General features: G+C 36.5%; 23 protein-coding genes. 3 read left to right on the top strand and 20 right to left on the bottom strand.

What is annotated here, in order from left to right; translation table 11 throughout:
* From CRS_RS03415 to CRS_RS03330, 18 genes are all read right to left on the bottom strand, one after another.
* A partial coding sequence (locus tag CRS_RS03415; RefSeq protein WP_228451162.1) for a DUF6443 domain-containing protein occupies positions 1–537 on the bottom strand: 537 nt, incomplete at its 3' end.
* A 6-nt stretch (positions 538–543) separates the two neighbouring features.
* Complete coding sequence (locus CRS_RS03410; RefSeq protein WP_142722669.1) at positions 544–3,924, bottom strand: hypothetical protein; 3,381 nt, start codon at positions 3,922–3,924, stop codon at positions 544–546.
* 149 nt (positions 3,925–4,073) lie between these two features.
* Positions 4,074–5,684 carry a T9SS type A sorting domain-containing protein gene (locus CRS_RS03405; RefSeq protein WP_142722668.1) on the bottom strand — a complete coding sequence of 537 codons (1,611 nt, stop codon included), beginning with the start codon at positions 5,682–5,684 and terminating at the stop codon, positions 4,074–4,076.
* Positions 5,685–5,932: 248 nt separating this feature from the next.
* Positions 5,933–6,520, bottom strand: coding sequence for a bifunctional phosphoribosyl-AMP cyclohydrolase/phosphoribosyl-ATP diphosphatase HisIE (gene hisIE / locus CRS_RS03400; RefSeq protein ID WP_142722667.1), 588 nt, complete (start codon positions 6,518–6,520; stop codon positions 5,933–5,935).
* Entirely contained in the window at positions 6,517–7,269 is a 753-nt protein-coding gene (gene hisF, locus CRS_RS03395) for an imidazole glycerol phosphate synthase subunit HisF (RefSeq protein ID WP_142722666.1), read from the bottom strand. Before hisF ends, hisIE begins: the two co-directional genes overlap by 4 nt.
* Entirely contained in the window at positions 7,262–7,984 is a 723-nt protein-coding gene (hisA, locus tag CRS_RS03390; protein ID WP_142722693.1) for a 1-(5-phosphoribosyl)-5-[(5-phosphoribosylamino)methylideneamino]imidazole-4-carboxamide isomerase, read from the bottom strand. The genes hisF and hisA overlap by 8 nt, the downstream gene beginning before the upstream one ends.
* Positions 7,985–7,986: 2 nt before the next feature.
* Entirely contained in the window at positions 7,987–8,565 is a 579-nt protein-coding gene (hisH, locus tag CRS_RS03385) for an imidazole glycerol phosphate synthase subunit HisH (RefSeq protein WP_142722665.1), read from the bottom strand.
* 2 nt (positions 8,566–8,567) lie between these two features.
* Positions 8,568–9,662 carry a bifunctional histidinol-phosphatase/imidazoleglycerol-phosphate dehydratase HisB gene (hisB, locus tag CRS_RS03380; protein WP_142722664.1) on the bottom strand — a complete coding sequence of 365 codons (1,095 nt, stop codon included), beginning with the start codon at positions 9,660–9,662 and terminating at the stop codon, positions 8,568–8,570.
* A gap of 1 nt (position 9,663) precedes the next feature.
* Positions 9,664–10,689, bottom strand: a complete 1,026-nt coding sequence (hisC, locus tag CRS_RS03375; protein WP_142722663.1) for a histidinol-phosphate transaminase — start codon at positions 10,687–10,689, stop codon at positions 9,664–9,666.
* Between the two features lie 419 nt (positions 10,690–11,108).
* A complete protein-coding gene (gene hisD / locus CRS_RS03370; RefSeq protein WP_142722662.1) occupies positions 11,109–12,383 on the bottom strand; it encodes a histidinol dehydrogenase in 1,275 nt (424 codons plus the stop codon).
* Between the two features lie 246 nt (positions 12,384–12,629).
* On the bottom strand, positions 12,630–13,487 hold the full coding sequence (gene hisG, locus CRS_RS03365) for an ATP phosphoribosyltransferase (RefSeq protein ID WP_142722661.1): 858 nt from the start codon (positions 13,485–13,487) through the stop codon (positions 12,630–12,632).
* A 247-nt stretch (positions 13,488–13,734) separates the two neighbouring features.
* Complete coding sequence (locus CRS_RS03360; RefSeq protein WP_142722660.1) at positions 13,735–14,832, bottom strand: glycosyltransferase family 1 protein; 1,098 nt, start codon at positions 14,830–14,832, stop codon at positions 13,735–13,737.
* The gene (locus CRS_RS03355; RefSeq protein ID WP_142722659.1) at positions 14,829–15,605 is read right to left on the bottom strand and encodes a polysaccharide deacetylase family protein; all 777 of its coding nucleotides are present in this window, start codon (positions 15,603–15,605) and stop codon (positions 14,829–14,831) included. The genes CRS_RS03360 and CRS_RS03355 overlap by 4 nt, the downstream gene beginning before the upstream one ends.
* A gap of 1 nt (position 15,606) precedes the next feature.
* Entirely contained in the window at positions 15,607–16,536 is a 930-nt protein-coding gene (locus tag CRS_RS03350; RefSeq protein WP_142722658.1) for a glycosyltransferase family 2 protein, read from the bottom strand.
* Between the two features lie 5 nt (positions 16,537–16,541).
* Positions 16,542–17,711: a glycosyltransferase family 87 protein gene (locus CRS_RS03345; protein ID WP_142722657.1), complete on the bottom strand. Its 1,170-nt coding sequence runs from the start codon at positions 17,709–17,711 to the stop codon at positions 16,542–16,544.
* A 29-nt stretch (positions 17,712–17,740) separates the two neighbouring features.
* Positions 17,741–18,553, bottom strand: coding sequence for a 2,3,4,5-tetrahydropyridine-2,6-dicarboxylate N-succinyltransferase (locus CRS_RS03340; RefSeq protein WP_142722656.1), 813 nt, complete (start codon positions 18,551–18,553; stop codon positions 17,741–17,743).
* A gap of 83 nt (positions 18,554–18,636) precedes the next feature.
* Complete coding sequence (locus CRS_RS03335) at positions 18,637–19,248, bottom strand: isoprenylcysteine carboxylmethyltransferase family protein (RefSeq protein ID WP_142722655.1); 612 nt, start codon at positions 19,246–19,248, stop codon at positions 18,637–18,639.
* Positions 19,249–19,511: 263 nt separating this feature from the next.
* Complete coding sequence (locus tag CRS_RS03330; RefSeq protein ID WP_142722654.1) at positions 19,512–20,084, bottom strand: C40 family peptidase; 573 nt, start codon at positions 20,082–20,084, stop codon at positions 19,512–19,514.
* Positions 20,085–20,237: 153 nt separating this feature from the next.
* On the opposite strand from CRS_RS03330, the gene CRS_RS03325 reads away from it, so the two are divergent.
* Positions 20,238–20,876: a hypothetical protein gene (locus tag CRS_RS03325; RefSeq protein WP_142722653.1), complete on the top strand. Its 639-nt coding sequence runs from the start codon at positions 20,238–20,240 to the stop codon at positions 20,874–20,876.
* Positions 20,877–20,914: 38 nt separating this feature from the next.
* Here the strand turns inward: CRS_RS03325 and CRS_RS03320 are convergent, their stop codons facing one another.
* A complete protein-coding gene (locus tag CRS_RS03320; RefSeq protein WP_142722652.1) occupies positions 20,915–21,283 on the bottom strand; it encodes a hypothetical protein in 369 nt (122 codons plus the stop codon).
* A 383-nt stretch (positions 21,284–21,666) separates the two neighbouring features.
* Between CRS_RS03320 and CRS_RS03315 the strand changes: the two genes are divergently transcribed.
* Complete coding sequence (locus tag CRS_RS03315; protein WP_142722651.1) at positions 21,667–22,350, top strand: hypothetical protein; 684 nt, start codon at positions 21,667–21,669, stop codon at positions 22,348–22,350.
* A 412-nt stretch (positions 22,351–22,762) separates the two neighbouring features.
* On the opposite strand, the gene CRS_RS03310 is transcribed toward CRS_RS03315, so the two are convergent.
* Complete coding sequence (locus CRS_RS03310; RefSeq protein ID WP_142722650.1) at positions 22,763–23,935, bottom strand: NAD(P)/FAD-dependent oxidoreductase; 1,173 nt, start codon at positions 23,933–23,935, stop codon at positions 22,763–22,765.
* A 164-nt stretch (positions 23,936–24,099) separates the two neighbouring features.
* Between CRS_RS03310 and CRS_RS03305 the strand changes: the two genes are divergently transcribed.
* Positions 24,100–25,074 (top strand): helix-turn-helix transcriptional regulator, encoded by a 975-nt coding sequence (locus CRS_RS03305; protein ID WP_142722649.1) that lies wholly within the window; start codon positions 24,100–24,102, stop codon positions 25,072–25,074.
* The last annotated feature ends 75 nt before the right edge of the window (positions 25,075–25,149 follow it).

Raw genomic sequence — 25,149 nt, 5'->3', positions numbered from 1 at the left:
CGTTAACGTCGTTTTTGTAGCTCCGTTTTCCCATATTGTTGTAGGAACAAACTTGTAGGCATCATTTCCTATATTGGCTGCATATTCAAACTTAACAGGTTTATTACTCCAGTCATTCCCCACTTGGATCTGCTGCTGAATCCTGTCCAGAGGAGAGTTCTCAAGGATCTTTTCTGAATAGATCTTTTCCGGACCATAGGGAGTGCCCGCAGCATTGCTCAAAGGATTAGGAATAATGGCACCATTTAAAGTATTCCCCTGGGGAACAGGAAGGTAATCCTTTACCTGCCTTCCAAACTGGTCATACTCGATATGGGTCACTACATCACGTCCCAGAGGTGATGCTTTTACATTAACGATTTGCTTAGGCCTTCCCAATCCATCAAAATACTGGACTGTTTCAGAGGTTTTTGTAGGGGTAGTTCCATTGTAGTCAAGATAGGTTTTGGTCTGAACATAGTTTTCTGTGGTAGAAGCCTGCCCAAATACAAGGTTGGACAGAAGCAGGGCTCCTGCCGGTATTAATAATTTTTTCATCGGTTTTTAGTTTTTATAGTTGTATTTCATCTCCTTCAGCACTTTGCCATTCACGTCAACAACCTTTTCAAGCCGGTTAGCTGAATCATAAATATAGCTTTCCCTGATTCCTGATGGCGGGGTGATGCTTCTTACTCCTACTAAAGGGTCATAGGTGTAGGTAGTGATCTGATAAACGGATAATGCAGTATTAGCTCTGAAGGTATTCAATGCTGATAAAAATGAAGTTTCATCATTGTTTACACCTGCTGATGCATCTGTATTGGATGCGGTCACAATAGAGTCAATGAATGACTGCTGGATATCTGTTAATTTCGCTCCTTCTATTTTGGCAATAGGCTGAGTTTGGTTGTAACCCCAGATAATTACCGTTGAAATACCATCTTTTGTGGTGTATTGTTGTAAATTCCCTTTGGAATCGTATTGATCGTAAGTTACTTCTGTAGTAACAATATTTTGTAAATCAGTGGAGACAACAGAACTTGGAAGTAAGTTCAATGGATTGTCATACTTCGTTTCAACCTTTGAAAGTGTTTTGGTAGCAGTTCCAATAGTTTGGGTCGTTTCAGTTTCTAAAGGAACTCCAATCATATTGGCTGTGATTAATTTTTGATTGGCTTTATCGTGAGCATAACGGTAAGAAATCCCTGTGATAATTTGATCCGGCAAAGTAGTTTTCTGGGAAGTCAGCTGATAATGAGAAGTATTATTATATGAATATTCAGTCGTGGTGGTAAGTTTTTTATATGATGTGTCATCTTGTACATCTACAGGTACATTTTCATAATATTCAGTACTTTTTGTATTGGACAGAATTGAATAGTAGCTTTCTTTGGGCAATGATACCATACTGTAATTTGAAATAATCATTTCCAGTGGTAAGTTCGTATGCGATGAAAATAATGCATATACTTCTTTTCCGCGCAAATCATAAACAGTTTTTAATGTTTTCAAGTCATAATTATTTGAAGTTTTGCTTTTGAGAAATAATTGTCCTGATGATGATTTAGAAAAAACTCTATTTTCAAGAAGTTTTCCATTAAAATCATCATAAGAAAAACTTTTATCCAATAGGCTTATTGAATTTGAAGTTAAACTTCCTAAATAGCCATCAGGACCAAAAAAATTCTGATAACTTCCATCAAAGACTGGCATTAAAGGCGTCCTAATAATGAACTGATCTTGATGATATCCATTACTAAATATTTTTTGTTCTCCACCTTTCTCAAAATTATCACCTCCATAGCTAATAGTCACATTAGGATACGATGGATACATAAAGTAGTCAGAAAAAGGGCCTATAAGTTCTGATGATTCAAAATCGTGATTATACGCTAATGGAACAAGAACCATATTTCCTGTACAGCCTTCTACGGTATATTGAGAGGTAATATAACTCGTCGGATAAAGTGAGGTTGGTATAATGTCCATATTGTTGATATCCTTGAATAGGGAGTAATGTATTCTCTTGACGTTAGTAACAGTGTTATTTTCATCAACATCATAGGTCTTTTTTAGTCTCAGTCCTGCTATATTCTGACTCCCATAGCCACTTTTGTATGAAACCGTAAAAGTACCCATATAGTTAACATTAGGTTTTGGCACTAATGATAATTTTACAATATATTTCTTCGTTGGGTCAGTGGTAAAAGTAAAACTTTTGTTTTTTGTTCTGGAGCCATTATCTATATCTGCTTGTGTAGTTTTGGGTAAATTAATTACTTCATTCAGTAGAACACTGCCTGTAACCTCATCCAGAATTTTTAAATTAACTTCAAGCATTGTGGTTATAGAAGTAATTTCATTTTGTGTAATCACTAAATCAAAGGCCAGTTGATTATCAATAATACTACTTCCATCTAAAGTTGTAGTATTTTCTGTTATGGGAACATCATAAGGATTGCTACGGACTTCACCATTTTTACTTTGTAAAAGAGCATATTTCTGTGGTCTGGCTTCATAATCAAAAAAAGTAGTTCCTTTGGTAGGATAGGTAATAGAGGTTAATGTTCCTTTTTTTGCTGACGAAAAATCAGAAGTTCTGTCCGCATAGCTGTATAAATCACCAACAGCATATGAAAAATTAGGAAGTCCTAACAATTTCAAATTCGGGATTAGTGTTGAATTAAATTTATTATTAAAGTATCCAAATACATCAGCACTATAGCTGTATTTATCTGGTAAACCCTGGGGATCATCATAGGAGAATGAATATTCGTTATCAAATACCGGGGTATCTCCCTGAAAATTATATCTTTTTATTTTCGTTAAAAAAAATCGTTCAAGAACGGAAGCGTTTAATTGTGAGTATAGATCCAAATATTCAAAACTTATTTGCTGGTATTTTTTATTTGAAAAATTATTAACAATATCAATGGATGAAATTTTATTATAATAAATCCCATTCACATTATTATAATTAAAGTTTATTGTTTTTTCTTTACTTTTTATTTTTATTAAAACTCTTGCATCCTGAATTCTTAGGATATTACTTTCTTTTACATAATTTGGAACAGCACCTGTTCCATTTCCCTGGCAAACAGTACCGTTTAGTTCCTGAGATCTAAGTACTTTTCTTTCTGTTATCGAATTTAAAAATGACTTTGCCCCAATATTCTGATATTCAAAAGTAATTTCATTATTTTCAACATTAATGATTTTTGTCAAATAAAAGCTTGTATATCCTGAATATATAGGAGCATCACGAATCCAGGTTTTTTCAATAGCTGTTTCTCCTCCAAAATAATACTTAACCCCATCATTAGTTGTTAATACAAACTGATGTGTTGTTTTAAAATCACCAATAGTTTCAATTTTGAACTGATGACTGTCTGTAGTTAAAACCGGATTTAAATTCTTATCTAAATAAAATTTCCCCGACAACCCATTTACCGAAATACTAAAAATATCTATTTCATTATCATAAGAATCATCTGTAAAATATGATTTCACGAGTAATGAATTGTTTGATCCGTCAGGTATATTGACTAAATTCTCAATTTCAGCTGAAGTATTAAATACTAATCTATTAGATGATACTTGCATTTCATCGGGAAGGTCATTAATTGTTCTTGTTATTACCCCTCCAGCATCTAAAAACCAACTTACTCCAACATTGTTGGGTAAATCATTTACTTTTACACCCAATTTTGAATAATTTAATTCAACTTTATTGAATATATTTTTTTCCTTTATCTCAGCGATAGGAATATTGATCTGAGCCATTCCTTTATATTCATTTAATGGCTGATTTCCATATCGAGTCATTTCGTCAGCCTGTGGAGTTGGTGGAACTACATTAGTAGCCTTATTGATATTATTTTGTTGGGCATTACCATATACAATTGCTGTACAAAATAATAAAGTGAAAATTTTATTATTTATCATTTTTTAAATTTTAATTGTAAAGAGATAAAAACATAATTTTAAGAACTGGCTATGGATATTATACCCCTTGGAATCTTTTAGTTATAATACGGACAAAGGCACAGAAAATATATATTCTCTCTTATTCTTTAATATTTTAATGGTTAGTTTTACTTTTTAATCAATTTGGCATTCGCCGTTTTATTTGTATCCGTTTTTATCGTGATCAGGTAAGCTCCTTGTACCAAAGCCTGGGTATTGATCTTAGTCACTTTGTTCTTTGTTTTAATACTCTTAAGCTGTCTTCCGCTCATATCATACAAAAGAATATCTGCATCTTTGAAGTTAAAGCCGATTTCTACGTAAGCATAATCTGAGACAGGATTTGGATAGATTTTGATATCATATTTCTCAATTAACTGGTCAACCTGTTTGTCTCCCAGCTTTACAATCTTCCAGTTCTCTTTTCCGAGTTCTTCTGCACTGGTCCCTGCAAGAATAATAGAGCCGTCTCTGTTCAGTTTTAAATCGGAAAGTCTCTCTTCTTTCTTTCTGGATTCTCCTTTTACATGTTTTCTCCACTGCTCATTTCCGTTCTGATCAAGATAGAGCATCCAGAAGGTTTCATCATCATTTTCTATTCTTCCTTCTGCCTGAGTATAACCTCCCAATAAAATTCCTTTGGAAGATTTGTCATCCGCAGAATGAAGAACACTCATGCCCATCAGAATGTCACGGTTTTTGAAATTGTAAGATTTCTGCCATTGTTCATCGCCTCTTTCATTTAAAGAAATTAACCATAGGTCCGTTCCCTCTTCTAATCCTACCGTTTTATTTCCTGATCTTTCTGATCTGGATTCTCCACCGATAATGAATCCGGTTGACGTCAATGCAAGGGTTCTGATATGATCATCACCTTTCCCTCCGAAGTTCTTTTCCCATTCCACTTTTCCTGTTTTGTCAAGTTTTACAATCCAGTAATCGCCTTCGTCAAAGTTGTCGCTTTGTTTTTGTACCGTTGTCAGATGTCGGGTGTCGGATGTATTTTGAGGGCTTTGTACATTATACATTTTACTTTGTATAGCTGAACTTCTTGAATACATTCCTAGTAATGCTCCTCCATCTCTCGTTGGAATCATCTTCTCTACTTCATCTAAACCTTTTCCGCCCAAAATAAGCTGAGATAATTCTTTTCCGTCTTTGTCCAGTTTTGTAATCAAAACATCCTTGGAACCGTAGCCTTTTGAAGAACCCTGTATATTTCCGGCCACAAAGAATCCCAAATCTGTAGTCTGGATAACCGCTCTGGCTTCTTCATCAGAAGAGCTGCCTAAGGTCTTCTGCCATAATTCATCTCCAAACTCATTGATCCTGATCAGCCAGATATCAGATCCTCCTTTGGAATCCTCTTTTTTATCCAGCCCTTTGCCTGAATAAGAAGTGCCTGCTAAAAGAAATCCGCCATCCTGTGTGGTAACAGTGGCTGACAGATAATCATGATTTTGTCCTGAGAAATATTTTTCCCAGACTTGTTCTCCTTGCTGATTCAATTTGACCAGATGAAAATCATAACCGTTGTTCTGCTTACTTCCAGCCTCCAGCTTCCCGCTTCCTGACTGTATAGAACTTCCTGTAATTAGATATTGCTGATCGATGGTTGTGGTGATCTGGCTCAGGAAATCCTGGGTAGAGGATTTGATGTCTTTCTGCCATACCACTTCCTGGGCAGATACTCCCGGAATCATGCACAAAGTAAGTGCACTGAGATAAAACTTTCTCATTCAATGTTGTTTTTTGAGTTAGTAATTAGTTTTTTTTGAAACTTTGCAAATTTAACACTTTTTAAGAAGTGAAACTCACGTTAATGCGATTTAATATAAATCATACTATACATTATTTGATTATATTCATATTATAATGATTTTGTCTGGTTCTGATGCAAAATTATCTAAACACAGCGACAAAAGCTGTCGTGTTTAAATTCAAAACTATTTTTTCACAAAAAAACCTTTGAAATAGTTCAAAGGTTTCATTGATCTCTATCTTTAAGAATCTCTTCAATTTCTTCCAACGAGAACCCTTTCGCTTTCAATAAAATTAAAAAGTGATACAGCAGATCGGCGGCTTCATTTTTAAAGAGGTTTTCATTATTATCTTTTGCTTCTATGACCAATTCTACGGCTTCCTCTCCCACTTTTTGGGCCATTTTATTAATGCCTCTCTGGTAGAGCGAATAAGTATAAGAATCTTTAGCTTGGGCATCTATCCTCTGAGCTATTTTTTCTTCGAGTTCGTATAAAAACCCTTTGGCTTTCTTTTCTCCGAAACAACTGAAGCTTCCGGTGTGACAGACTACATTCTTTGGAACAGCTTTAATCAAAATGGTGTCCTGATCACAATCTATATCGATACTTTTTACCGTTAAAAAATTACCCGATTCCTCACCTTTTGTCCAGAGCCTGTTTTTGGAACGGCTGAAAAAGGTAACAATTCCCTCTTTTTCTGTTTTTTTAAAAGCTTCTTCATTCATATAGCCCAGCATCAGCACCTGTAATGTTCTGCTGTCCTGAATGACTACCGGAACGAGGCCATTGTTTTTATTAAAATCTATTTTCATCGTACATTTATTTTTTGAGTTTTTAACTGTTGTTTCAAATCCTGAATCCCTACTTCATTAAAGTGGAATATACTGGCAGCCAACGCTCCTGTAGCCTTTGTATCATTAAATACTTTAACAAAGTCAGCTGTACTCCCTGCACCTCCTGATGCAATGACCGGAATACTGATTGTTTCGGAAACCAGCTTGGTAATCCTAAGGTCAAATCCGCTTTTAGTGCCGTCGCCATCCATAGAAGTCAGCAGAATTTCTCCCGCTCCCAGGCGTGCAGCCTGCTGTGCCCATTCTATGGTACTAAGTTCTGTTGCTTCTCTTCCTCCCTTAACATGCACAAGATCAAGATCACCAACCTGTTTTGTATCAATAGCCACCACAACGCACTGGCTTCCGAATTCATTCGCCAGATCAGAGATAAGGCCTGGATTCCTGACTGCTGAGGAATTAATGCTGATCTTATCTGCACCTGCCTCCAAAAGTTTCCTCACATCTTCTACAGATGCAATTCCACCTCCCACAGTGAAGGGAATACTAAGTTCTTTTGCAATATCTTTTACCAGCTCCACAAAGGTTTTCCTATTCTCAACAGTGGCTGTAATATCCAGGAAAACAAGCTCATCAGCGCCTTCCTTTTCATATTTTCTGGCGAGTTCTACAGGATCTCCTGCATTTTTAAGGTCTTCAAAATTGACCCCTTTCACAGTTGCCCCATCTTTAATATCCAGACATGGAATAATTCTTTTCTTAAGCATTTTCAATAAAATTTTGAAGTTGTTTCAGGCTTATTTTTCCCTCATAAATTGCTTTTCCTATAATTGTTCCGGCGCATCCGATATCTTTCATTTTATAGACATCAGCAATCCCTGAAATGCCTCCGCTTGCGATCAGCTGAACAGATGTTTTATATAAAATTTCAATATATAATGCTGTTGAAGGACCTTCCAGCATTCCATCTTTTGCAATATCGGTACATATGGCTGTTTGTATTCCTTTTTTCTGATACTGAATAATAAAATCAATGATATCATTGTCACTTTCTTCCAGCCAGCCGGAGGTTTTGACCTTTCTGTTTTCACAGTCAGCACCCAGAATAATTTTTTCAGCACCATACTTTTCTATCATTCCAAAACAAAACTCAGGATCCTGAACGGCAATACTTCCCAAAGTGATCTGCTTTGCCCCGGAATCAAAGGCTGTTTCAATATCTTCCTGAGTTTTTAAGCCCCCTCCAAAATCAATATGTAACGAGGTAGACTTAGCGATATTGTCCAGGACCTTCTGATTCACAATATGCTTTGATTTTGCGCCGTCAAGATCTACCAGGTGCAGAAACTGAATACCAAAACTCTCAAACTCTTTTGCGACTTCCAAAGGGTCTTCGTTATAAATTTTCTTTGTATTGTAATCTCCTTTTGACAGACGGACACATTTCCCGTCAATAATATCAATAGCCGGAATTATTTTCATCATTATACATTTATAAAGTTCTTAATTATCTGGTTTCCTACTGTTCCCGATTTTTCGGGGTGAAACTGTACCGCATAAAAGTTATCTTTCTGCAGAGAAGCACTGAATGGCAGGATATAATCACAGACAGAAGTTGTAAAGTCAGAAAGTTCACAATAATAGCTGTGAACAAAATACACATCATTACCCCTCTCAACCCCCGAGAATAATGGTGAAGCATGTTTCGAAAGTGTATTCCAGCCCATATGAGGCACAATATCCTTTGCCGGAAATCTTCTGACATTGATGTTAAAAATTCCCATTCCTTCTGTATTTCCTTCTTCATTTTCGCCGCACATGAGCTGCATCCCCAGGCATATTCCCAAAACCGGCTGCTTAAGGCTTGGAATCAAAAGATCAAGCTCTTTTTCTTTCATCAGTTTCATGGTGGATGAAGCTTCTCCTACGCCTGGAAATATCACTTTATCCGCCTTTAAGATCTTTTCGGGATCATCCGTTATTATCGAGTCAACATTCAGTCTGTTGAGAGCATTCTGAACGGAATTTACGTTTCCTCCGTTGTATTTTATAATAGCGATCATATTTATAAACTTCCTTTTGTAGAAGGTAAACTGTAATTAGCATCTGACTGGTTCACTGCCATTTTAATAGCTTTTGCAAAGGCTTTAAAAATGGATTCAATTTTGTGGTGCTCGTTATCACCTTCTGCTTTGATATTCAGATTCGATTTTGAAGAATCTGTAAATGATTTAAAGAAGTGAAAAAACATTTCCGTAGGTACATCTCCTATTTTTTCTCTTTTAAACTCAGCATCCCAAACCAGCCATGATCTTCCTCCGAAATCAACAGCCACCTGGGAAAGGCAGTCGTCCATTGGAAGCAGAAAACCATATCTTTCAATTCCTTTTTTCTTTCCTAATGCCATTAAAATAGCTTCTCCGAGAACAATTCCGGTATCTTCTATTGTATGGTGCTCGTCTACAGCAAGGTCTCCTTTTACCTTGATTGTAAGATCCATATTTCCGTGTCTGGCAATCTGGTCCAGCATGTGATCAAAAAAATGAAGTCCGGTTGTAATATCTGATTTTCCGTTACCATCAAGATTAACTTCAATTTTAATATCAGTCTCATTGGTTTTTCTGGATACTTTCGCCTTTCTCATTCCTGATTTTAAGAACTGATAGATCTCTGACCATTCTGTTGCAGACAGCTCCGCTTCATTATTTAAGTTTTGGTTAAGATAAATAGCTTTACATTTAAGATTTTTAGCCAGTTGCACATCCGTACTTCGATCACCAATTACATAGGAATTTTCCAGGTCATAGTTGCCATAAATATATTTCCCCATCATACCTGTTCCCGGTTTTCTGGTAGGAAGATTTTCAGATTCAAAGCTTTTATCTATTAGAATATCACTAAAAATGATCCCTTCATTTTCAAATGCCTGCAGCATTTTTTTATGAGGTTTGATGAAATCTTCTTCAGGAAAGCTATCAGTTCCCAAACCATCCTGATTGGTTACCATTACCAATTCGTAATCCAGTTCATTGGCAATTTTTGACAGGTTTTGAAAAACTCCCGGATAAAACTCAAGCTTTTCCAGAGAATCTACCTGAAAATCTGTAGGAGGTTCAATAATTAATGTTCCGTCGCGGTCTATAAAGAGTACTTTTTTCATTTTAGATACTTTTCAAAAGGTTAATCAATTTTTCATTTTCTTCACGGTTTCCCACATTGATCCTGATACATCCGGGAATCGCAGGATCTCTTCTGCTGGCCAAAATCTCTTCTTCAAGCATTCTTGTATACACTGAATCAATATTTTCCATTTTAATCAGAAAGAAATTGGCATCTGTTTGAAAAACCTTTGAAATACATGCAACATTCTCAAACTGCTGTTCCAACCAGGTTTTCTCTCCCAAAATGCGGTTTACATTTTCCCTGAGACGGTTTTCATTCTCCAATGTTTTCAAAATAAGCTCCTGACTCAATACATTCACGTTATAAGGCGCTTTTACGGTATTGATAAGACTGATAATCTCTTCGGATGCATACGCCATACCTACCCTTGCTCCGGCGATTCCCCACGCTTTAGAAAAGGTTTGCAGAACAATCAGGTTCGGATACTTATCTAAAAGCTCAAGACTTGATTTTTTCCCGGAAAATTCAATATATGCTTCATCCACCACTACAATTCCGTTGAAATTCTGAAGGTAAAATTCGATATCCTCCACACTGTTACCGGTAGGGTTATTGGGCGAACATAAAAAGAAAATTTTAAGTGAAGGATCTTCAGCAGCTTTTAAGAAATTTTCTTTTACAATTTCAAAATTCTCATCCAGATCCAGTTTCAAAACTTTATTCTCATTAATTGCTGCATAGAAGCCATACATCGCAAAAGACGGATTCATCATCAGAATGGCATCTTTCTTAGGCTCACAGAAAATTTTAATGATAAGGTCTATCAGCTCATCACTTCCGTTTCCTATGGCAATCTGTGAGGGTGAAACTTTTTTAAGCCCTGCAAGCCTGTTTTTAAGCCTTTTCTGGGTAGAATCAGGATAACGGTTGCATTCCCCGAACGGACTTTCATTGGCATCCAGCATTACCGGAGCATTGAATTCATTCTGATCCCTGAAACTGATGTAGGGCTGTAATTGTAATATATTTTCTCTTACCAGAGTTTTGATACTGCTATTTTTCATTGTATTATTTATCTAAATCATTTTTAAACCATTAAGATGAATTGAGTTATTAAGGATAATGAAGAAAATATCTTTAGATTTTTATTAAGCAAAGCTGAATTCAAATGTATTTGTGTCTTAGCTTTACTTAATAGCTTTATTTTCTTAAGGGTTCAAGTTCTTTTTTGGTAAACGCAAAAGCGCAAAGTTTTTAATCTATATGCTGCTTCAAGGCGCAAGAAATCGAAGATTTCAGCAAGTGATATATCATTATTTTTCCCGCAGATTTCACAATTTTCACAGATTTTGCATGTTTATATGATTGATTTCTCAGAATCTTTAATAGATATTTGACATTCAATTTTATCGCGGATAAATCCTTACGTCCTAAATATATATTCTTCAATATTATTTTGCGTCTTTGCGTTTTCCAACATTTATCATTTTAATCTTATGGATACGGCATTTTTGTGGGCAAACAAACCTTCTGCTTCTGCCATAAGCTCTATGGTTTTTCCTAAATTCTGAAGACCTTCTTTTGACAGGTACTGAAATGTGATTTTTTTCACGAAACTGTCCAGCGATACCCCACTGTAATTCTTTGCATAGGCATTTGTGGGAAGCGTGTGATTGGTTCCGCTGGCATAGTCTCCTGCACTCTCACAGGAATAGTTCCCAAGGAAAACGGATCCTGCATTCTGAACCAAAGGAATATATTTTTCAAAATCACCAATGGCCAGAATAAGGTGCTCCGGTGCATAAAGATTACTGAACTCTAAGGCTTCTTCGAGAGAATTCACTAAAACAAAAGAGCTGTTCTCCAAAGCCTGAGCCGCAAATTCATTTCTCGGTAAATCTCTGATCTGTTGACCAACAGCTTCTATCGTCTCTTCAAATACTTTAAGGTTGGTCGTCACAAAAACAACCTGGCTGTCGCTTCCATGCTCTGCCTGTGAAAGAAGATCAGCAGCGCAAAATTCAGGAACAGCCTGTTCATCTCCTATCACAAGAACTTCACTCGGACCGGCAGGCATATCAATGGCAACGCCATAACGCTGGGCATATTCTTTGGCAGCTACGACAAACTGATTTCCAGGCCCGAAAATTTTATTAACCTGAGGAATACTCTCTGTTCCCAAGGCCATTGCAGCAACAGCCTGAGCTCCCCCTGTTTTAAATATTTCCGAAACACCACAAAGATTTGCTGCAAAAAGGATTGCAGGATTGATATTCCCGTTCTTATCTGGCGGTGAACACAATATAATTTCTTTACATCCTGCCAGATTGGCGGGAACTGCAAGCATCAGTACCGTGGAAAACAGAGGAGCAGTTCCTCCCGGAATATAAATCCCGACTCTCTCTACAGCACGGTTTTCGCGCCAGCAAACCACCCCTTCTGTAGTCTCGATTTTCTGGATTTGCTGTCTTTGAGAGGCGTGAAATTTCGAAATATTTTCTTTAGCCTGCTGAATAGCCTGTTTTAGCTCATCACTTATCTGTTTTTCTGCATTTTCAATTTCCTGTTTGGTCACAGAAATGAGTTGAGTATCTGCTTTATCAAACTTTTTATTGAATTCTCTTAAAGCTTGATCTCCTTTTTTTTCAACTTCTGCAAAAATGTCTGTGATAAGTCCTGAAATTTCTTTCTGTTCCAAAACAGGGCGTTTTACCAGGTCTTTCCAGCTGTCTTTTGTGGGATATCGGTATATTTTCATTGTACTATTTTTAATTTTAACAAACTATTAAGCTGTTGATTTTTAATTGTTTTTTACGCAAAGGCGCAAAGTTTTTAATTCCTATATCTTTTTTAAGACGCAAGAAACCCCTAGATTTTCAGCATGTAAGTGAGTATTTAAACAATATTCAATTTTATCGCAGATAAAATCATTGCGCCTTACAACAGCCTTAATTTTTATTTTCTTGTGCCTTTGCCTTGGCCAACATTAACCATTCTTATTTTTTTAAATAACCATTTTATCAATCGGAATGATTAAAATATCCTGGGCACCGTTTTCTTTGAGTTCGTCAATGACTTCCCAGAATCGTTCTTCATCAATCACAGAATGTATACTGCTCCAGCCTTCTTCTGCCAATGGAATCACTGTGGGACTCTTTAATACCGGAAGGACACCTGCAACTTTCTGAATTTTTTCATTGGGAACATTCATCAGAATGTATTTTGAATTTTTTGCTTTTAAAACGGCTTTGATTCTGAAGACAAATTTTTCAAGGATAGCTTCTTTTTCAGCTGATAATTGAGGTGTTTGGGCCAAAACAGCTTCCGATTTCAGTAAAGTGACGGTTTCTCTTAATCCGTTCCTGAATAAAGTACTTCCGGAGCTGACAATATCACATATCCCATCTGCAAGACCGATATTAGGTGCTATTTCCACGGAACCTGAAATAACGTGAATGTCTGAAGAGATTCCTTTTTTTTCTAAAAAGTTTTTAAGGGTGTTAGGATAAGAAGTGGCAATTTTTTTGCCCTGAAAATAAGAGATTTCATCGGTTTCTACTTCTTTGGGGACAGCCAGTGAAACACGGCATTTTGAAAACCCAAGCTTCTGTATTGTCCTGATATTCTGACCTTTCTCAATCAGAAGATTTTCGCCCACAATGGCTACATCCACCACTCCGTCTTCCAGATATTGCGGAATGTCCGAATTCCGAAGGTACATGATTTCCATCGGAAAGTTATCTACTGAAACTTTGAGTTGGTCTTTGCCATTGTTCACAAAAATTCCACAGTCTTTGAGAAGCTGAAGAGATTCTTCGTAAAGCCGGCCGCTTTTTTGGATTGCAATTTTTAATTTACTCATTTTGCCTTTTTTGGGTCCGAGCAAATAAAAACTGATCTGTTGAAATTTCTGAGGAGAATTCAGGAAACAAAAAAACCGTCTATTTACTCAGACGGTTTTAATTATTTTTGATTTTAGCACATACTTATATCAATCAATTCCGTCTAGCAGAGATGATGATGATAATGATGTAATGCTAAAAATGTTGGTTTCATTGTATTGAATTATGATGCAAATGTAGGATTATTTTTTAAAATACAAAGTTTTTTCAGATCAATTTTTGATAAAAATTCATCAGCTCCCTGGCAATGGGTTCATCATTAAACTTCTGAACAAACTCGAAACCCTTTTCCTCACGGCGTTTTCTCTCGGATTCATTTTCCCAGAGAAATTTAAGTTTGGCCCTGATATCAAGATCGTTGTCCGGATTTACATATACAGAGTCTTTTCCTCCCGCTTCCGGCAGACAGCTCGTATTGCTTGTCACCACAACAGTTTTTGAGAAAAGTGCCTCAATGACAGGGATCCCAAAGCCTTCAAAGAAGCTTGGATAAACAAAAATATCGGCAAGTTTATAGATTGCAGCCAGTTCATCCATGGAAACTCCTTCCAGAAACAGCACCTGCTTTTCCATTTTGTTCTTTTTCAGGAAACGTTCTATTTTTTGATAATATTTGGTCCTCCTCCCTACTACTACAAGAGGAATTTCTGTACCGCTGATTGCTTTTACAACGTTCAGAAGGTTTTTGCGTTCTTCGATAGTTCCAACATTGAGCACAAATCTTTCAGGAAGCTTAAACTTCTCTTTTACAGCCTGTATCAGGTCCGGAGACTGCTGTTCTTTAAAAGCGTGATGACATCCCTGGTAAATAACCTCAATCTTATTCTCAGGAACTTTCAGATACTGAATAATATCTCTTTTCGTCTGCTCTGAAATAGCAATGATTTTATCAGCCGCGTCAGCTGCCTTTTTAAATTTCCAGAAATGAATTTTCCTGTCAAAAAAAGAATAATACTGCGGATACCTTACAAAGATCAGATCATGAATGGTAACGACCTTTTTGATAGGCTTCTGATCCCACTTTAAAGGAAGTTCACCGGACAGTCCATGGAAAATATCAGCGTCTTGCTTCTGGGCGTCTTTTCCCATTTTAAGCTGACGGGACAGGTTTCCTCTGGAAGTTTCAATAAAGTGAACATTAGAGCGCTCCAGAATCTCTTTTCCGCGTTCTGATTTGTTCTTGTTGAGTAACAGATATTCGTTTTCCGGCTCATACTCAGAAAGGATTCTTACAAGATCTCTCGAGTAGTTTCCCAGACCGGATGTATTGTGAAAAAACCGTTTGGCATCAAAGGCAATCTTCATCGCTGTATCTGTTTTTGAAATTCCTGGAAAGTACCGAATGTATGTCCTTTTTGCTTCAGCCAGCCTACAAAATCATCAAATCTTTTTACCATATCTTTCCCTGAATTCTTTACAGTAAACCCCGGAAGTTTAAAAGCTTCATCCTTGATCTCTGCAAATTCCCATGGATGGAAATAGATATTCAGATACTGATCTTTTTTCAAACTGTCTGATGCCAGTTTTTTATAGAAAAATAAAGGGAAATTGTGGAAGCTTAACCAAAACAGAGGAATTCTGAAATTAGGAGAAACCGAGGCCGGAACCTGTGTGACACTTCCTTCGCTGAAATAGGTTCTGGATACTTTTAAATTATTATATCTTCCCGGTAAAAACGTAGGATTGATGGATGAGTTGTACGAATACCCAGCTTTTTCCACTTCTTTCTCATCTACAGGCATCATTCTCGGCATTCTTAATCCTGTTACTTTTGTAGAGAACAGCTGCTCCAGCCTTTCTCTTGATTCTTTCAGGTGCTTATCTTCAAATTCTGAATGAAACCAGGTGTGAGAAGCCAGCTCATGCCCTTCATTTAATAACCTTTCAATAAGAGGTCTGCTGTTTTCTGCAAAAACTACTGTAGAAAAAAAAGTAGCTTTGGCATTATGTTTTTTAAGGATATTGAGAATTCTCTCCAATCCTGTCTGTGAAATTGAAATCTGCTTTTCAAAGGGAATTTCACCCTTATATTCTAATGGCATATCAAATTCTTCAATATCAAAACTCAATAAAACCATTCTAAAAATTTTTGTTTTTAATAATATAATTAGGTCTGTCTTTCACCTGTTTAAATATTTTCCCTAAATAAATTCCCATGATCCCCAGAATGATCAGCTGCAGCCCTCCGAAGAAAACAATGGTCATGATCAGTGATGCCCAACCGGAGATTTCTGTTTTGGCAATAAATGAATGAATGACGTAAGCTCCGTATCCGATCACTGAAAGCGCTGAGAATAAAAAACCCAGGTAAGCAGCCAGATATAAAGGTTTTACACTGAAAGCAGTGATCCCTGTAAACGCAAAAGTGAACATCTTTTTAAGATTGTAGCTGCTTTGCCCCGACAACCTTTCATTGGCCATAAACTCAATCCCTGTTTGCTTGAATCCCATCCAGCTTGTAAGCCCTCTCAAAAATAAGTCATCTTCATTGAAATTCCTCATCACTTCTACCGCATTGGCATCCATCAATCTGAAATCGGAACCGCCACCTTTGGTAAGGTTCACATCAGATAAGCTAGACAGCAATTTATAGAAAAGATCTGAAGTTTTTCTTTTAAAATAGGAAATTTCTTTAGGATATGTTCTTACCGTGAAAACGATATCGTATCCTTCTTCCCATTTCTTAATCATTTCCGGGATAAGCTCCGGCGGGTGCTGAAGATCGCCATCCATAGAAATGACTGCATTTCCGTGGGCATTATCCATACCTGCTTTTACTGCCGGCTGATGTCCGAAGTTTCGCGAAAATTCGATGACCTTTACTTCGTCATACTGGCTGGAAAGCTCTTCTAACTTCTGTTGGGTATTGTCTCTGCTGCCATCATTCACAAATATGATTTCAAAGTCGTAATTGCTTAGTCCATCAAAAACTTCTTTGATTTTCTGATGGATCATCGCGACATTTCCTTCTTCGTTATAGGCGGGAATTACTATTGAAATTTTCTTCATATTTATTAATTCAGGCTGTAATTTTTTTCAAAATCTTTAGTCATAAGTTCATATGTCACTCTCAACCAGATTACAATACAAGGTACTGCTTTTAATGAATATTTAATGATATAATTTTCTTTTACAAATTTCGGAAACAGATCCGAAGTTGAAAAACACGTGAAAATAATGACAAAAACAAGCAATCCTATAATAAGCGGTGTTCTTTCTTTCTGAAGGAAAAACCATATCAGGACTCCCACAACGGCAATAATGTATGTTGGAGATTCTGAACTGGAACTGAACAGTACCAAAAACAGTAATGTTGAAGCTAAGATCATCAATTGGAAAGCATAATGCTTATATTGCTTAATTCTGATATAAGGCAAAGCAAAAAGCGGTAATCCGCCTGCTAAAAATACTAGATTGGAAATGGATGCATCTCCTAATATCCTTCTTACAAAGCCCATTAATGAGATATCCTGCATGTTCCCCAATACCTGATTTTCATTATTTTTTTCTACAATAGACTGAAACCAGTCTGAGTAGCACTGAATCACAAACTGCGGACTTGAATACGCCATCGGAAGCACGAAAAACAATACTGCAATCGCAATTCCTGAAAGAATAAATTTAGTTTTATTTTTAATGAAGAAAAACTGCGTTAGTCCTACAATTCCGTAGATTTTCACAAATACCCCAATTAAAATTGCGGTTACAGACTTTACTTCTTTTCTTTCGTAAATATATACCGCAGATAAAAGCAAAAGGCCGGTCAATGCCACATTGAACTGCAGACTTAAAGCGGCAGTAATGTATTCCTGAAGGCAAAGCAGTCCGAAAATCGCTTTTTTACTGTCTGAAAACGGCAGTTTATAAATACCATAGATAAAGATAAAAGTATTGGCAACATTCCAGAGTGAAATTCCCAGCCAATCCGGCATCATGGCAAACGGAGCAATCAATGCACTGAAAAATACGCCGTAATGATTCAGATCGAAATACAGATCAGGATAATGGATAAACAAGTTTTTCTGATGAATGGTATTAAAGAATACATTTTTAAAAATCAGGTAATTATTGATTGCATAATCTCCCCTCAGATATTTGGAAATTGCGGTAACAACCGATATAATAAGATAAACCCCAAATATATATTTAGGGTTTAATAGTATTTTAAGAAATTTTTCTTTCAAGATTGTGGTATTAGCTTAAAAAATTAATCTTAAACAGCTACATTATTTTCTCTCAATGCATCATTCAGAGATGTTTTCTTGTCTGTAGATTCTTTTCTCTGACCGATGATCAATGCACAAGGAACCTGGTATTCTCCCGCCGGATACTGTTTTGTATAGCTTCCAGGAATAACTACTGAACGTGCAGGAACCCTTCCTTTGATCTCAACAGGCGTATCTCCTGTAACGTCAATAATTTTTGTAGAAGCAGTCAATACTACATTAGCACCCAATACGGCTTCTTTTTCTACGTGAACTCCTTCTACAACGATACATCTTGAACCGATGAAGCAGTCATCTTCAATGATTACCGGAGCAGCCTGTAAAGGCTCCAATACACCTCCAATACCTACTCCGCCACTCAGGTGAACGTTTTTACCGATCTGCGCACAGCTTCCTACTGTTGCCCAAGTATCAACCATTGTTCCGGAATCTACATATGCACCAATGTTTACGTAAGACGGCATCATAATGACTCCCGGAGCAATGTAAGCTCCTTCTCTCGCTACTGCATGTGGAACTACTCTCACCCCTTTTTCAGCATAACCTCTCTTCAAAGGCATTTTATCATGAAATTCAAACGGCCCTACTTCAATAGTTTCCATCTTCTGGATCGGGAAATACATTACTACGGCTTTCTTCACCCATTCATTTACCTGCCAGCCATTTTCTGTAGGTTCAGCAGTACGAAGTTCACCTTTGTCAACTAAAGAAATAACCTCTCTTATTGCCTTTTGGCTGTCTTCATTTTGTAATAGATCTCTATTATCCCAAATATTTTCAATAGTTTGTTGTAATGACATGTTTCTTATTTAAATTAGTTTGAAAAATTATACCGGCCAAAGATACAAAAAAGTTCAGCAAAACGGTTTTTAACATGATGCTTTTAATAAAGGTTCAGCATTCTTTTCACTTTCTTTTTATAGGCTATGTAAATTTGTCCATGCTCTTGTTGCAGGTACTCTTCTTCAAGGCGTATCTGGATTTGCATTAACATACTTCCGATCAATAGAAAAGAAAAAGCAATTACAGTAGGAAATACAAGAAAAAATCCGACAAGACTGGCTGTCATCCCCAGAAATATAGGATTTCTTGACAACCTGAATAACCCGTCAGTAACAAGTTCTGTTTTTGTTGTACTGTCGATCCCGATCCGCCATGAGTCTTTCATTTGCAGCTGAGCGATGATCACCCAGATCAACGCAAGCCCCATAAGAATAATCCCTGTATATTTTACTGCATCATCTTCCAGCATCTCAATCTTAAAGGCTGGGAAAATATTTTCCGGAAAAAACAACAAAAGCATTGTATAGGTAAACAGGGCAAACAGAATCAGCTTAAAGTAAAAGCCTACGAGTCCGTATGCAGAATCGTCTTTTGGAAGAACATTAGGGTTTTTGCCAATCCGTTTTGCGACTTTATAACTTATTCCTACAAAGGAAACCATAAAGAAAATAATAAAATAAAAGGGAATAAAGAATCTGATGAAATCTGTCATAATGATAATAGTTTTGGACAAATTTCATGCGTTTTGGGATGCAATGCTATTGCAATGACAAGAAGTTTTATTTTAAGTAACAGAATTCCCCTCCTCCGAAGGATGGCAAAAATTAAAAGAATTTTTGACGGGGTGGTGTAAGGATATAGTTATACGTTTTGGCTAAAGCCAATTGAAGTTTTGTTTTCGATTAAATGGGTCAAAGCACATCCCTATTGAATTATTTTTCCGGAAATTCAATATCCTACATATTAAACAATACCTTAGAGAACTCTTTGCGCATGAAGATACGCCTTATTCCAGTATTTTTCATTCAGAGATGAAATGATCACCCCTTTTGAAGTAGAGGCATGAATAAATTTCACTTCTCCATCAGGACCAATATCATGAACAATCCCCACATGAGACACTCTACTGCCTCCTGCTGTTGCAAAAAACAGCAGATCACCGGGTTTTACGTCCTTGATATCAATATTCTTTCCGGCTTCAGCCTGATCAGAGGATCTTCTTGGAAGATTAAAGTTGTTTTCTTCAAATACTTTTACGGTAAATCCGGAACAGTCAAACCCTGACGGAGTATTGCCTCCGAATTTGTAGGGTGTTCCTATGTACTTTTCAGCATCTTTCAGAATATCATTGATTGATCTGGAAATATTGCCATTAAATTTTGAATCCAGCTTTCTGAGATTTTCAGCTTTCGCCACCGTCTTCGTATTCGATTTTTTGCTGGCGGAAGCACTTTTAGAGGATCCGCAGGAAACCACAAAAACAGAGGCTGCAAGTATAACAGCAATCTGCTTTATTTTTATTTTTTGTTGAAATAATTCCGTTCCCATACTCTTCTGATTTATAATTAATTAACAAAACACATTACAAATATACATTTTATATTTAAATTATACTATAACTATACTACAACTATATTATAAATATATGTTAAAATTTTTTTTTCATTTATTTATTGGTATATTTGATTCTATTTTAAAGATATGGCAACATATGAAAGTCTGATCAAGATCACAGGAGCTGTGGGCGACCTGGTATTTTATAATCTGAACGGGAAAAATGTGGTTCGGAAAAAAAGTGGCTTCAATAAAACCGCTTTTAAAAAGAGCCCATCGTATGAGAAAGTACGGCAAAACAGTTCGGAATTCGGACACTGTTCAAAAATCGGTAAGATTATCCGAAAGAAACTTGAAGTGTATATCAAGGAAGCAGGTGATCCTCTGCTCTATCAGAAGTTTGCAAAGGTGATGACCGCCATCAAAGATTTGGACGGGGTTTCTGAAAGAGGAAAAAGAACGGTTGAAAATGGTTTAAAGACTGAAGAAGGAAAGAGTCTTCTGAGAACATTTCAGCTGGGTTCGGTCAATAATATTTCTGATTGTATCAGCATTCAGAAACAGATACTATATAAGAATGATGATTGTACTTTGGATGGAGGAACTATATTAACCTTAAAATTAGATTCTGAAAATTACAGTATAGAAAGTCATGAAGAAATCATCATCTGGAACCAGCAACAGACAAAGTCTTTTAAAAAGTATTTCTCTGATGATGATTTTCTGATCTATTTTATGGTGTTCAGGAATGAAAATAATGAGATTACCCGTATGGGATTTGTTTAAATAAAAAAGTCTGCAGAATCTACTGCAGACTTTCTTTTTTATTTCTTTTCTCCTTTCCAGGTTCCTGATTTCGCAGGAGTAGGAAGTGAGTTGGTCCAGTTTCCATTTCCTTTTTTATCTCTGGATAATGTTCCCTTGAATTCTCCTTTCGAAGGAAGTCCTACTGTTGCATTCAGATCTCCTGTTTCACTTAAATTACCGGAAATATTATAGTTTTCATCATTAATATCGGAATGCATTGTTCCTACCACTTTACCACTCTCATCTACCACAAAGTTCCAAACTCCTTTGTCACTCCCTTCATAAGAACCGGACCATGTTCCTACATAGTCATAAATAGTATCATCATCAGAGCTGCAACCGATCAATAAAAATGCCATTAAAAAAAGTAAAAAAAGTTTCTTCATAGTTTCAGTAGTTTTATAACCTAAATCCTGTTATTCTCATGTTCTTTCCTATAAAATTCAGTCACAGAGAATATTGCTTAATATTTATTATTTTTTTGTTCCGTGCAAATCTACTAATTTTTTCATTCAAATTATCTGAATTTTAATTAGTCTCCAATATGTTTATTAAAAATCATCATATTTCGGCTAAAATACGAATATTTTTCAAACAAATAACAGCTCCGTACATTTTGAGTTATTCAAAAAAATATCATCAAAAACAGATAGTAATTCTTTCAATATTTGTTTATAGTTAGTTTTTACCAGATTTTAAGGTATTTTCATTCTCCTTTTAAAGTTATTTCTTACCTTAGTGAAAAAAATTAACCTTTTCAAAAAATAACATGAAAACAAAAACATTCTTTTTGGCAGCACTTGCTGTTTACAGCAGTTCGATAGCACAGGTGGGGATTAATACCTCCACTCCAACTCAAACGTTGGATGTCAATGGTCAGGTAAGGGTAAGAGGGCTTTCCAATGCTGAAAAAAAAATTGTTGCAGCTGATGCTGAAGGAGTTTTGGTCTTAATTTCGCCTGAAGAAATTTTTGCTCCTAAAGCACTGCTCAACACATCGATGTCTTCTGCTGAACAAAGACAGACTATTTACGAAGGAAAATGCTTTCAACCTACTGATAATGCATCTTCCTGCACAGTATCCTTAAATCATTATACCTCTTGCGCCGGATTTACGAATCCTGTGGATACCCAAATTGTGGTGGGGCAAGGCATCAATACCGGTAACGGACAGTTTCTAGGAACATGGACAGCAAAATATATTGACAATAAAGGATTTTCTAATACCGCTCCGGCTGCCAATCAGATAGCCCCTGATTATCCCAGAATTTCATATCCAAGCTCCAATACTGTAAACTATTTGGGAAGTGGCAGCTTTGGCGGCCAATGTAACACTGATCTGGTAACAACAATTAACCAGACTACAGGAGATATAAAAGTAGAGTCTGTAAAGCGAAGCATGTACGCCCACCTTGTGTACCTTATTAATATTGCCCGCTCCAGATCTTTATAATAGCCGATATCTGATTTCAAAAGGCAGCCACAATAGTTACATTGTGGCTGTTTTTGTTAAATAAAAGCCCCCGGTCCGGAGGCTAAAAACTATTGGATGAATGAAAAACTTATTTCAAATCTAGTAAAACATTCCTCAGTCTTTTATGAGTACAGTCATAATCGCATATATTCATTAATTCACAAAGTTGTTTAAACTTTACCCAATCACAAAAGGTTTCATTTTAAAACACTTGAGTCACTTAAGTAAGTTTAAAATGATACTGCAGAAAAGTTCACTTAAGATGAAAATTAAAGATTTTTACAAAACTTAGATATACTTATTATCCATAAGGTTTGATTCTGAAAAACTTAAGTGGTTAAGATAATGAATATAAAAGTTTAAACAACCTCAATATCAATTGCTTTACTTTTTATTTTCTGAGAGTCCAGCCGTATATCCAGTCGAGCTGCCGCATTTGCTTATGGATAAAGAACCCGATAAAAAGATCACGAAACCATGCAGCTATTGGGTTTGTTTTTGTTTTGGTATTGCCAACTTTTCTTGCGCTTTTTATTATTTTTTCAACCCTGGACTGCCGCCTGGATTGAAAGGCCTGAAAAGCAGCCTCATATTCATTATTTAATTTTAACTGTTCAGCCATAACAGCTGTATCTTCCAGTGCCAGTGATGCTCCCTGCCCAATATGCGGAGAAATACCGTGCGCAGCATCACCAATGAGGCAAACCCTCCCCTTGTACCAATATGAAAGGCTGGGCAGATCATAAATAGGGTAAGCAATAATTTCGTAGCTGTTCCTGATAATGCTGGAAAGCAAAGGATCATCATTCTTATGTATTTCTGCCAAATGGTTCTTAATTTCAGCCTTCACGGTCTTTTCCATTTCCTGAGGTTGCGGTTCCTGTTCTCTGAAATAATTATTAAACCACCACACTTCACCTTTGTCAGAAACTGAGTAGGCAAAAAAGCCCCTCTCTCCAAAGATCATCCTTATTGAATCAAGCGGTTCCGAAAGTTCAGCAACCTTAGCATATCCTCCGGTAGAAATAAGCTTTGTGTATCTGATAACAGATGTTTCCGGAAACATTTGTTTTCTGACCTCAGAAAACATCCCGTCACAACCTATTATGATATCACCGGTAGCGGAAGTTCCATCTGCAAAATATGCTGTCACGTTATCATCTGATTCACTATAACTGATAAATCTTTTACCATATTCTATTTTTATACCGGCTTCAGCTGCAGCGAACCGGGCATATTTGTTGAGGTTTGCCCTTTTTAACTGCAGGGTCTCTACTCCGTACTGCTGTTTTTGATAAGCAGTCCCCAGCTCTGCTATCTGTTTTCCTCTGGCATTAAAAAATTTCATTGAACCCGGAGTGTAATCTTCTTTAAGCTTTTCAAGATCTATAAACTCTTTCAATACATTTAATCCGTTAGGAGTAATGCCTAAAAAGACACCCTCGTTTGTATTATTTTCAGATCTCGATTCAAATATTTCAGATTGAAAACCTATTTTTTTCAGCTGCAAAGCCAGGATTGGCCCGGCAACTCCCGCTCCAATTATGATTACTTTTTTATTCATTGCTTTCTTATTTACATCAAAGTATGTATACATTTTTGTTGGGCAGACTATTCGTCTCCTGAATTTTTATATCTTTAATTCTGATAATATGATGCTGTAAAAGTATCACACTAAGGAAAAAGGAACTTGCAAAAAAGGGAGTTAAACTAGCAAATCAGGGAGTAATGGGATTTGAATTTAAAAATAACGAAACGGCATTTACTGTAGACTTTAATGAAAATGACCTTAATGCCTTCGGTTTTAAAGAAGATGTCTTTAAAACAGCTATTCCCTTTGGACAGTTAACAACCAAGCAATGGCTTTTTGACGGTATCAGAATATTATATTCGGAGACGGATCTTCAAAGATGCACAGAATTTGACTGGAAAGGAGATATGGAACTTGTCACCATGCATTTTAATATACAGGGAAAAACTTCCATACAGCAACATGGAATGAACGGTTCTTTTGAGCTGAATAGGAATCAGCATAATTTATTTTATGGTACCAGTGCTGAGGGTAAAATGAAATGGGATGAGCCCCAAATTAAATCATTTATGATTCAGTTTTCAAAAGATGCTTTTCTTGCGATATCAAAAGATGGCAACGAATCTCTTAAACAGTTTGCTGACAAGATAGCTTCAGGAACACCCGTTGCTTTTTCAGCCTCAAATTTAAATATCGATTTACCTTTACATACCTGTATCAACTCAATTTTAAACTGTGAATTTTCGAGTGGATCAAAGCGGCTGTTTCTTTTTTCAAAAACCATTGAATTGCTTGTTTTGCAGGCAGAAGCATTTAATACGGTTGAAAATCAAAAACCGGAGTATCTAAAACATGATTACGATAAGGAGCGAATTATCTTTGCCCGTGATTATCTGGTGAAAAATATAGGATCACCCCCAACCCTTCCGGAACTGGCAAAGATTGCAGGCATCAACGAATATAAGCTGAAACGTGGGTTTAAAGAGATTTTTAATCAGACCGCTTTCTCTTATCTCTCGGATTTGCGTTTAGAGATGGCAAAGAATGATTTGCTTGTTGGTAAAAAACAGGCTACAGAAATAGCCATGGAACTGGGTTACTGTTCCTTGCAGCATTTCAGCAGTGCATTCAAGAAAAAGTTTGGCGTTCCCCCGAATCAGGCAAGATATTAAATATGTTTTAAAACAGACCGAACAAAAAAGCTGTAAAGAATCAACTTTACAGCTCCATTTTCATAGTATGTTTTT

It is taken from the genome of Chryseobacterium sp. ON_d1 (genome assembly GCF_006829085.1).
In the GTDB taxonomy this organism is placed as follows: Bacteria; Bacteroidota; Bacteroidia; order Flavobacteriales; family Weeksellaceae; genus Chryseobacterium.
This window is presented reverse-complemented; position numbering and strand designations above follow the sequence as displayed.

Coding starts and splice junctions, on each gene's coding strand:
- CRS_RS03360 (WP_142722660.1), bottom strand. CDS start 14,832: ATGAAGATTGCCTTTGATGCCAAACGGTTTTTTCACAATACATCCGGT.
- hisC (WP_142722663.1), bottom strand. CDS start 10,689: ATGAAAAATAGCAGTATCAAAACTCTGGTAAGAGAAAATATATTACAA.
- hisA (WP_142722693.1), bottom strand. CDS start 7,984: ATGAAAATAATTCCGGCTATTGATATTATTGACGGGAAATGTGTCCGT.
- hisF (WP_142722666.1), bottom strand. CDS start 7,269: ATGCTTAAGAAAAGAATTATTCCATGTCTGGATATTAAAGATGGGGCA.
- hisH (WP_142722665.1), bottom strand. CDS start 8,565: ATGATCGCTATTATAAAATACAACGGAGGAAACGTAAATTCCGTTCAG.
- CRS_RS03305 (WP_142722649.1), top strand. CDS start 24,100: ATGGGATTTGAATTTAAAAATAACGAAACGGCATTTACTGTAGACTTT.
- CRS_RS03335 (WP_142722655.1), bottom strand. CDS start 19,248: ATGACAGATTTCATCAGATTCTTTATTCCCTTTTATTTTATTATTTTC.
- CRS_RS03410 (WP_142722669.1), bottom strand. CDS start 3,924: ATGATAAATAATAAAATTTTCACTTTATTATTTTGTACAGCAATTGTA.
- CRS_RS03320 (WP_142722652.1), bottom strand. CDS start 21,283: ATGAAGAAACTTTTTTTACTTTTTTTAATGGCATTTTTATTGATCGGT.
- hisB (WP_142722664.1), bottom strand. CDS start 9,662: ATGAAAAAAGTACTCTTTATAGACCGCGACGGAACATTAATTATTGAA.
- CRS_RS03310 (WP_142722650.1), bottom strand. CDS start 23,935: ATGAATAAAAAAGTAATCATAATTGGAGCGGGAGTTGCCGGGCCAATC.
- hisD (WP_142722662.1), bottom strand. CDS start 12,383: ATGAAAATATACCGATATCCCACAAAAGACAGCTGGAAAGACCTGGTA.
- CRS_RS03405 (WP_142722668.1), bottom strand. CDS start 5,684: ATGAGAAAGTTTTATCTCAGTGCACTTACTTTGTGCATGATTCCGGGA.
- CRS_RS03325 (WP_142722653.1), top strand. CDS start 20,238: ATGGCAACATATGAAAGTCTGATCAAGATCACAGGAGCTGTGGGCGAC.
- CRS_RS03315 (WP_142722651.1), top strand. CDS start 21,667: ATGAAAACAAAAACATTCTTTTTGGCAGCACTTGCTGTTTACAGCAGT.
- hisG (WP_142722661.1), bottom strand. CDS start 13,487: ATGAGTAAATTAAAAATTGCAATCCAAAAAAGCGGCCGGCTTTACGAA.
- CRS_RS03330 (WP_142722654.1), bottom strand. CDS start 20,084: ATGGGAACGGAATTATTTCAACAAAAAATAAAAATAAAGCAGATTGCT.
- CRS_RS03340 (WP_142722656.1), bottom strand. CDS start 18,553: ATGTCATTACAACAAACTATTGAAAATATTTGGGATAATAGAGATCTA.
- hisIE (WP_142722667.1), bottom strand. CDS start 6,520: ATGAAAATAGATTTTAATAAAAACAATGGCCTCGTTCCGGTAGTCATT.
- CRS_RS03350 (WP_142722658.1), bottom strand. CDS start 16,536: ATGAAGAAAATTTCAATAGTAATTCCCGCCTATAACGAAGAAGGAAAT.
- CRS_RS03355 (WP_142722659.1), bottom strand. CDS start 15,605: ATGGTTTTATTGAGTTTTGATATTGAAGAATTTGATATGCCATTAGAA.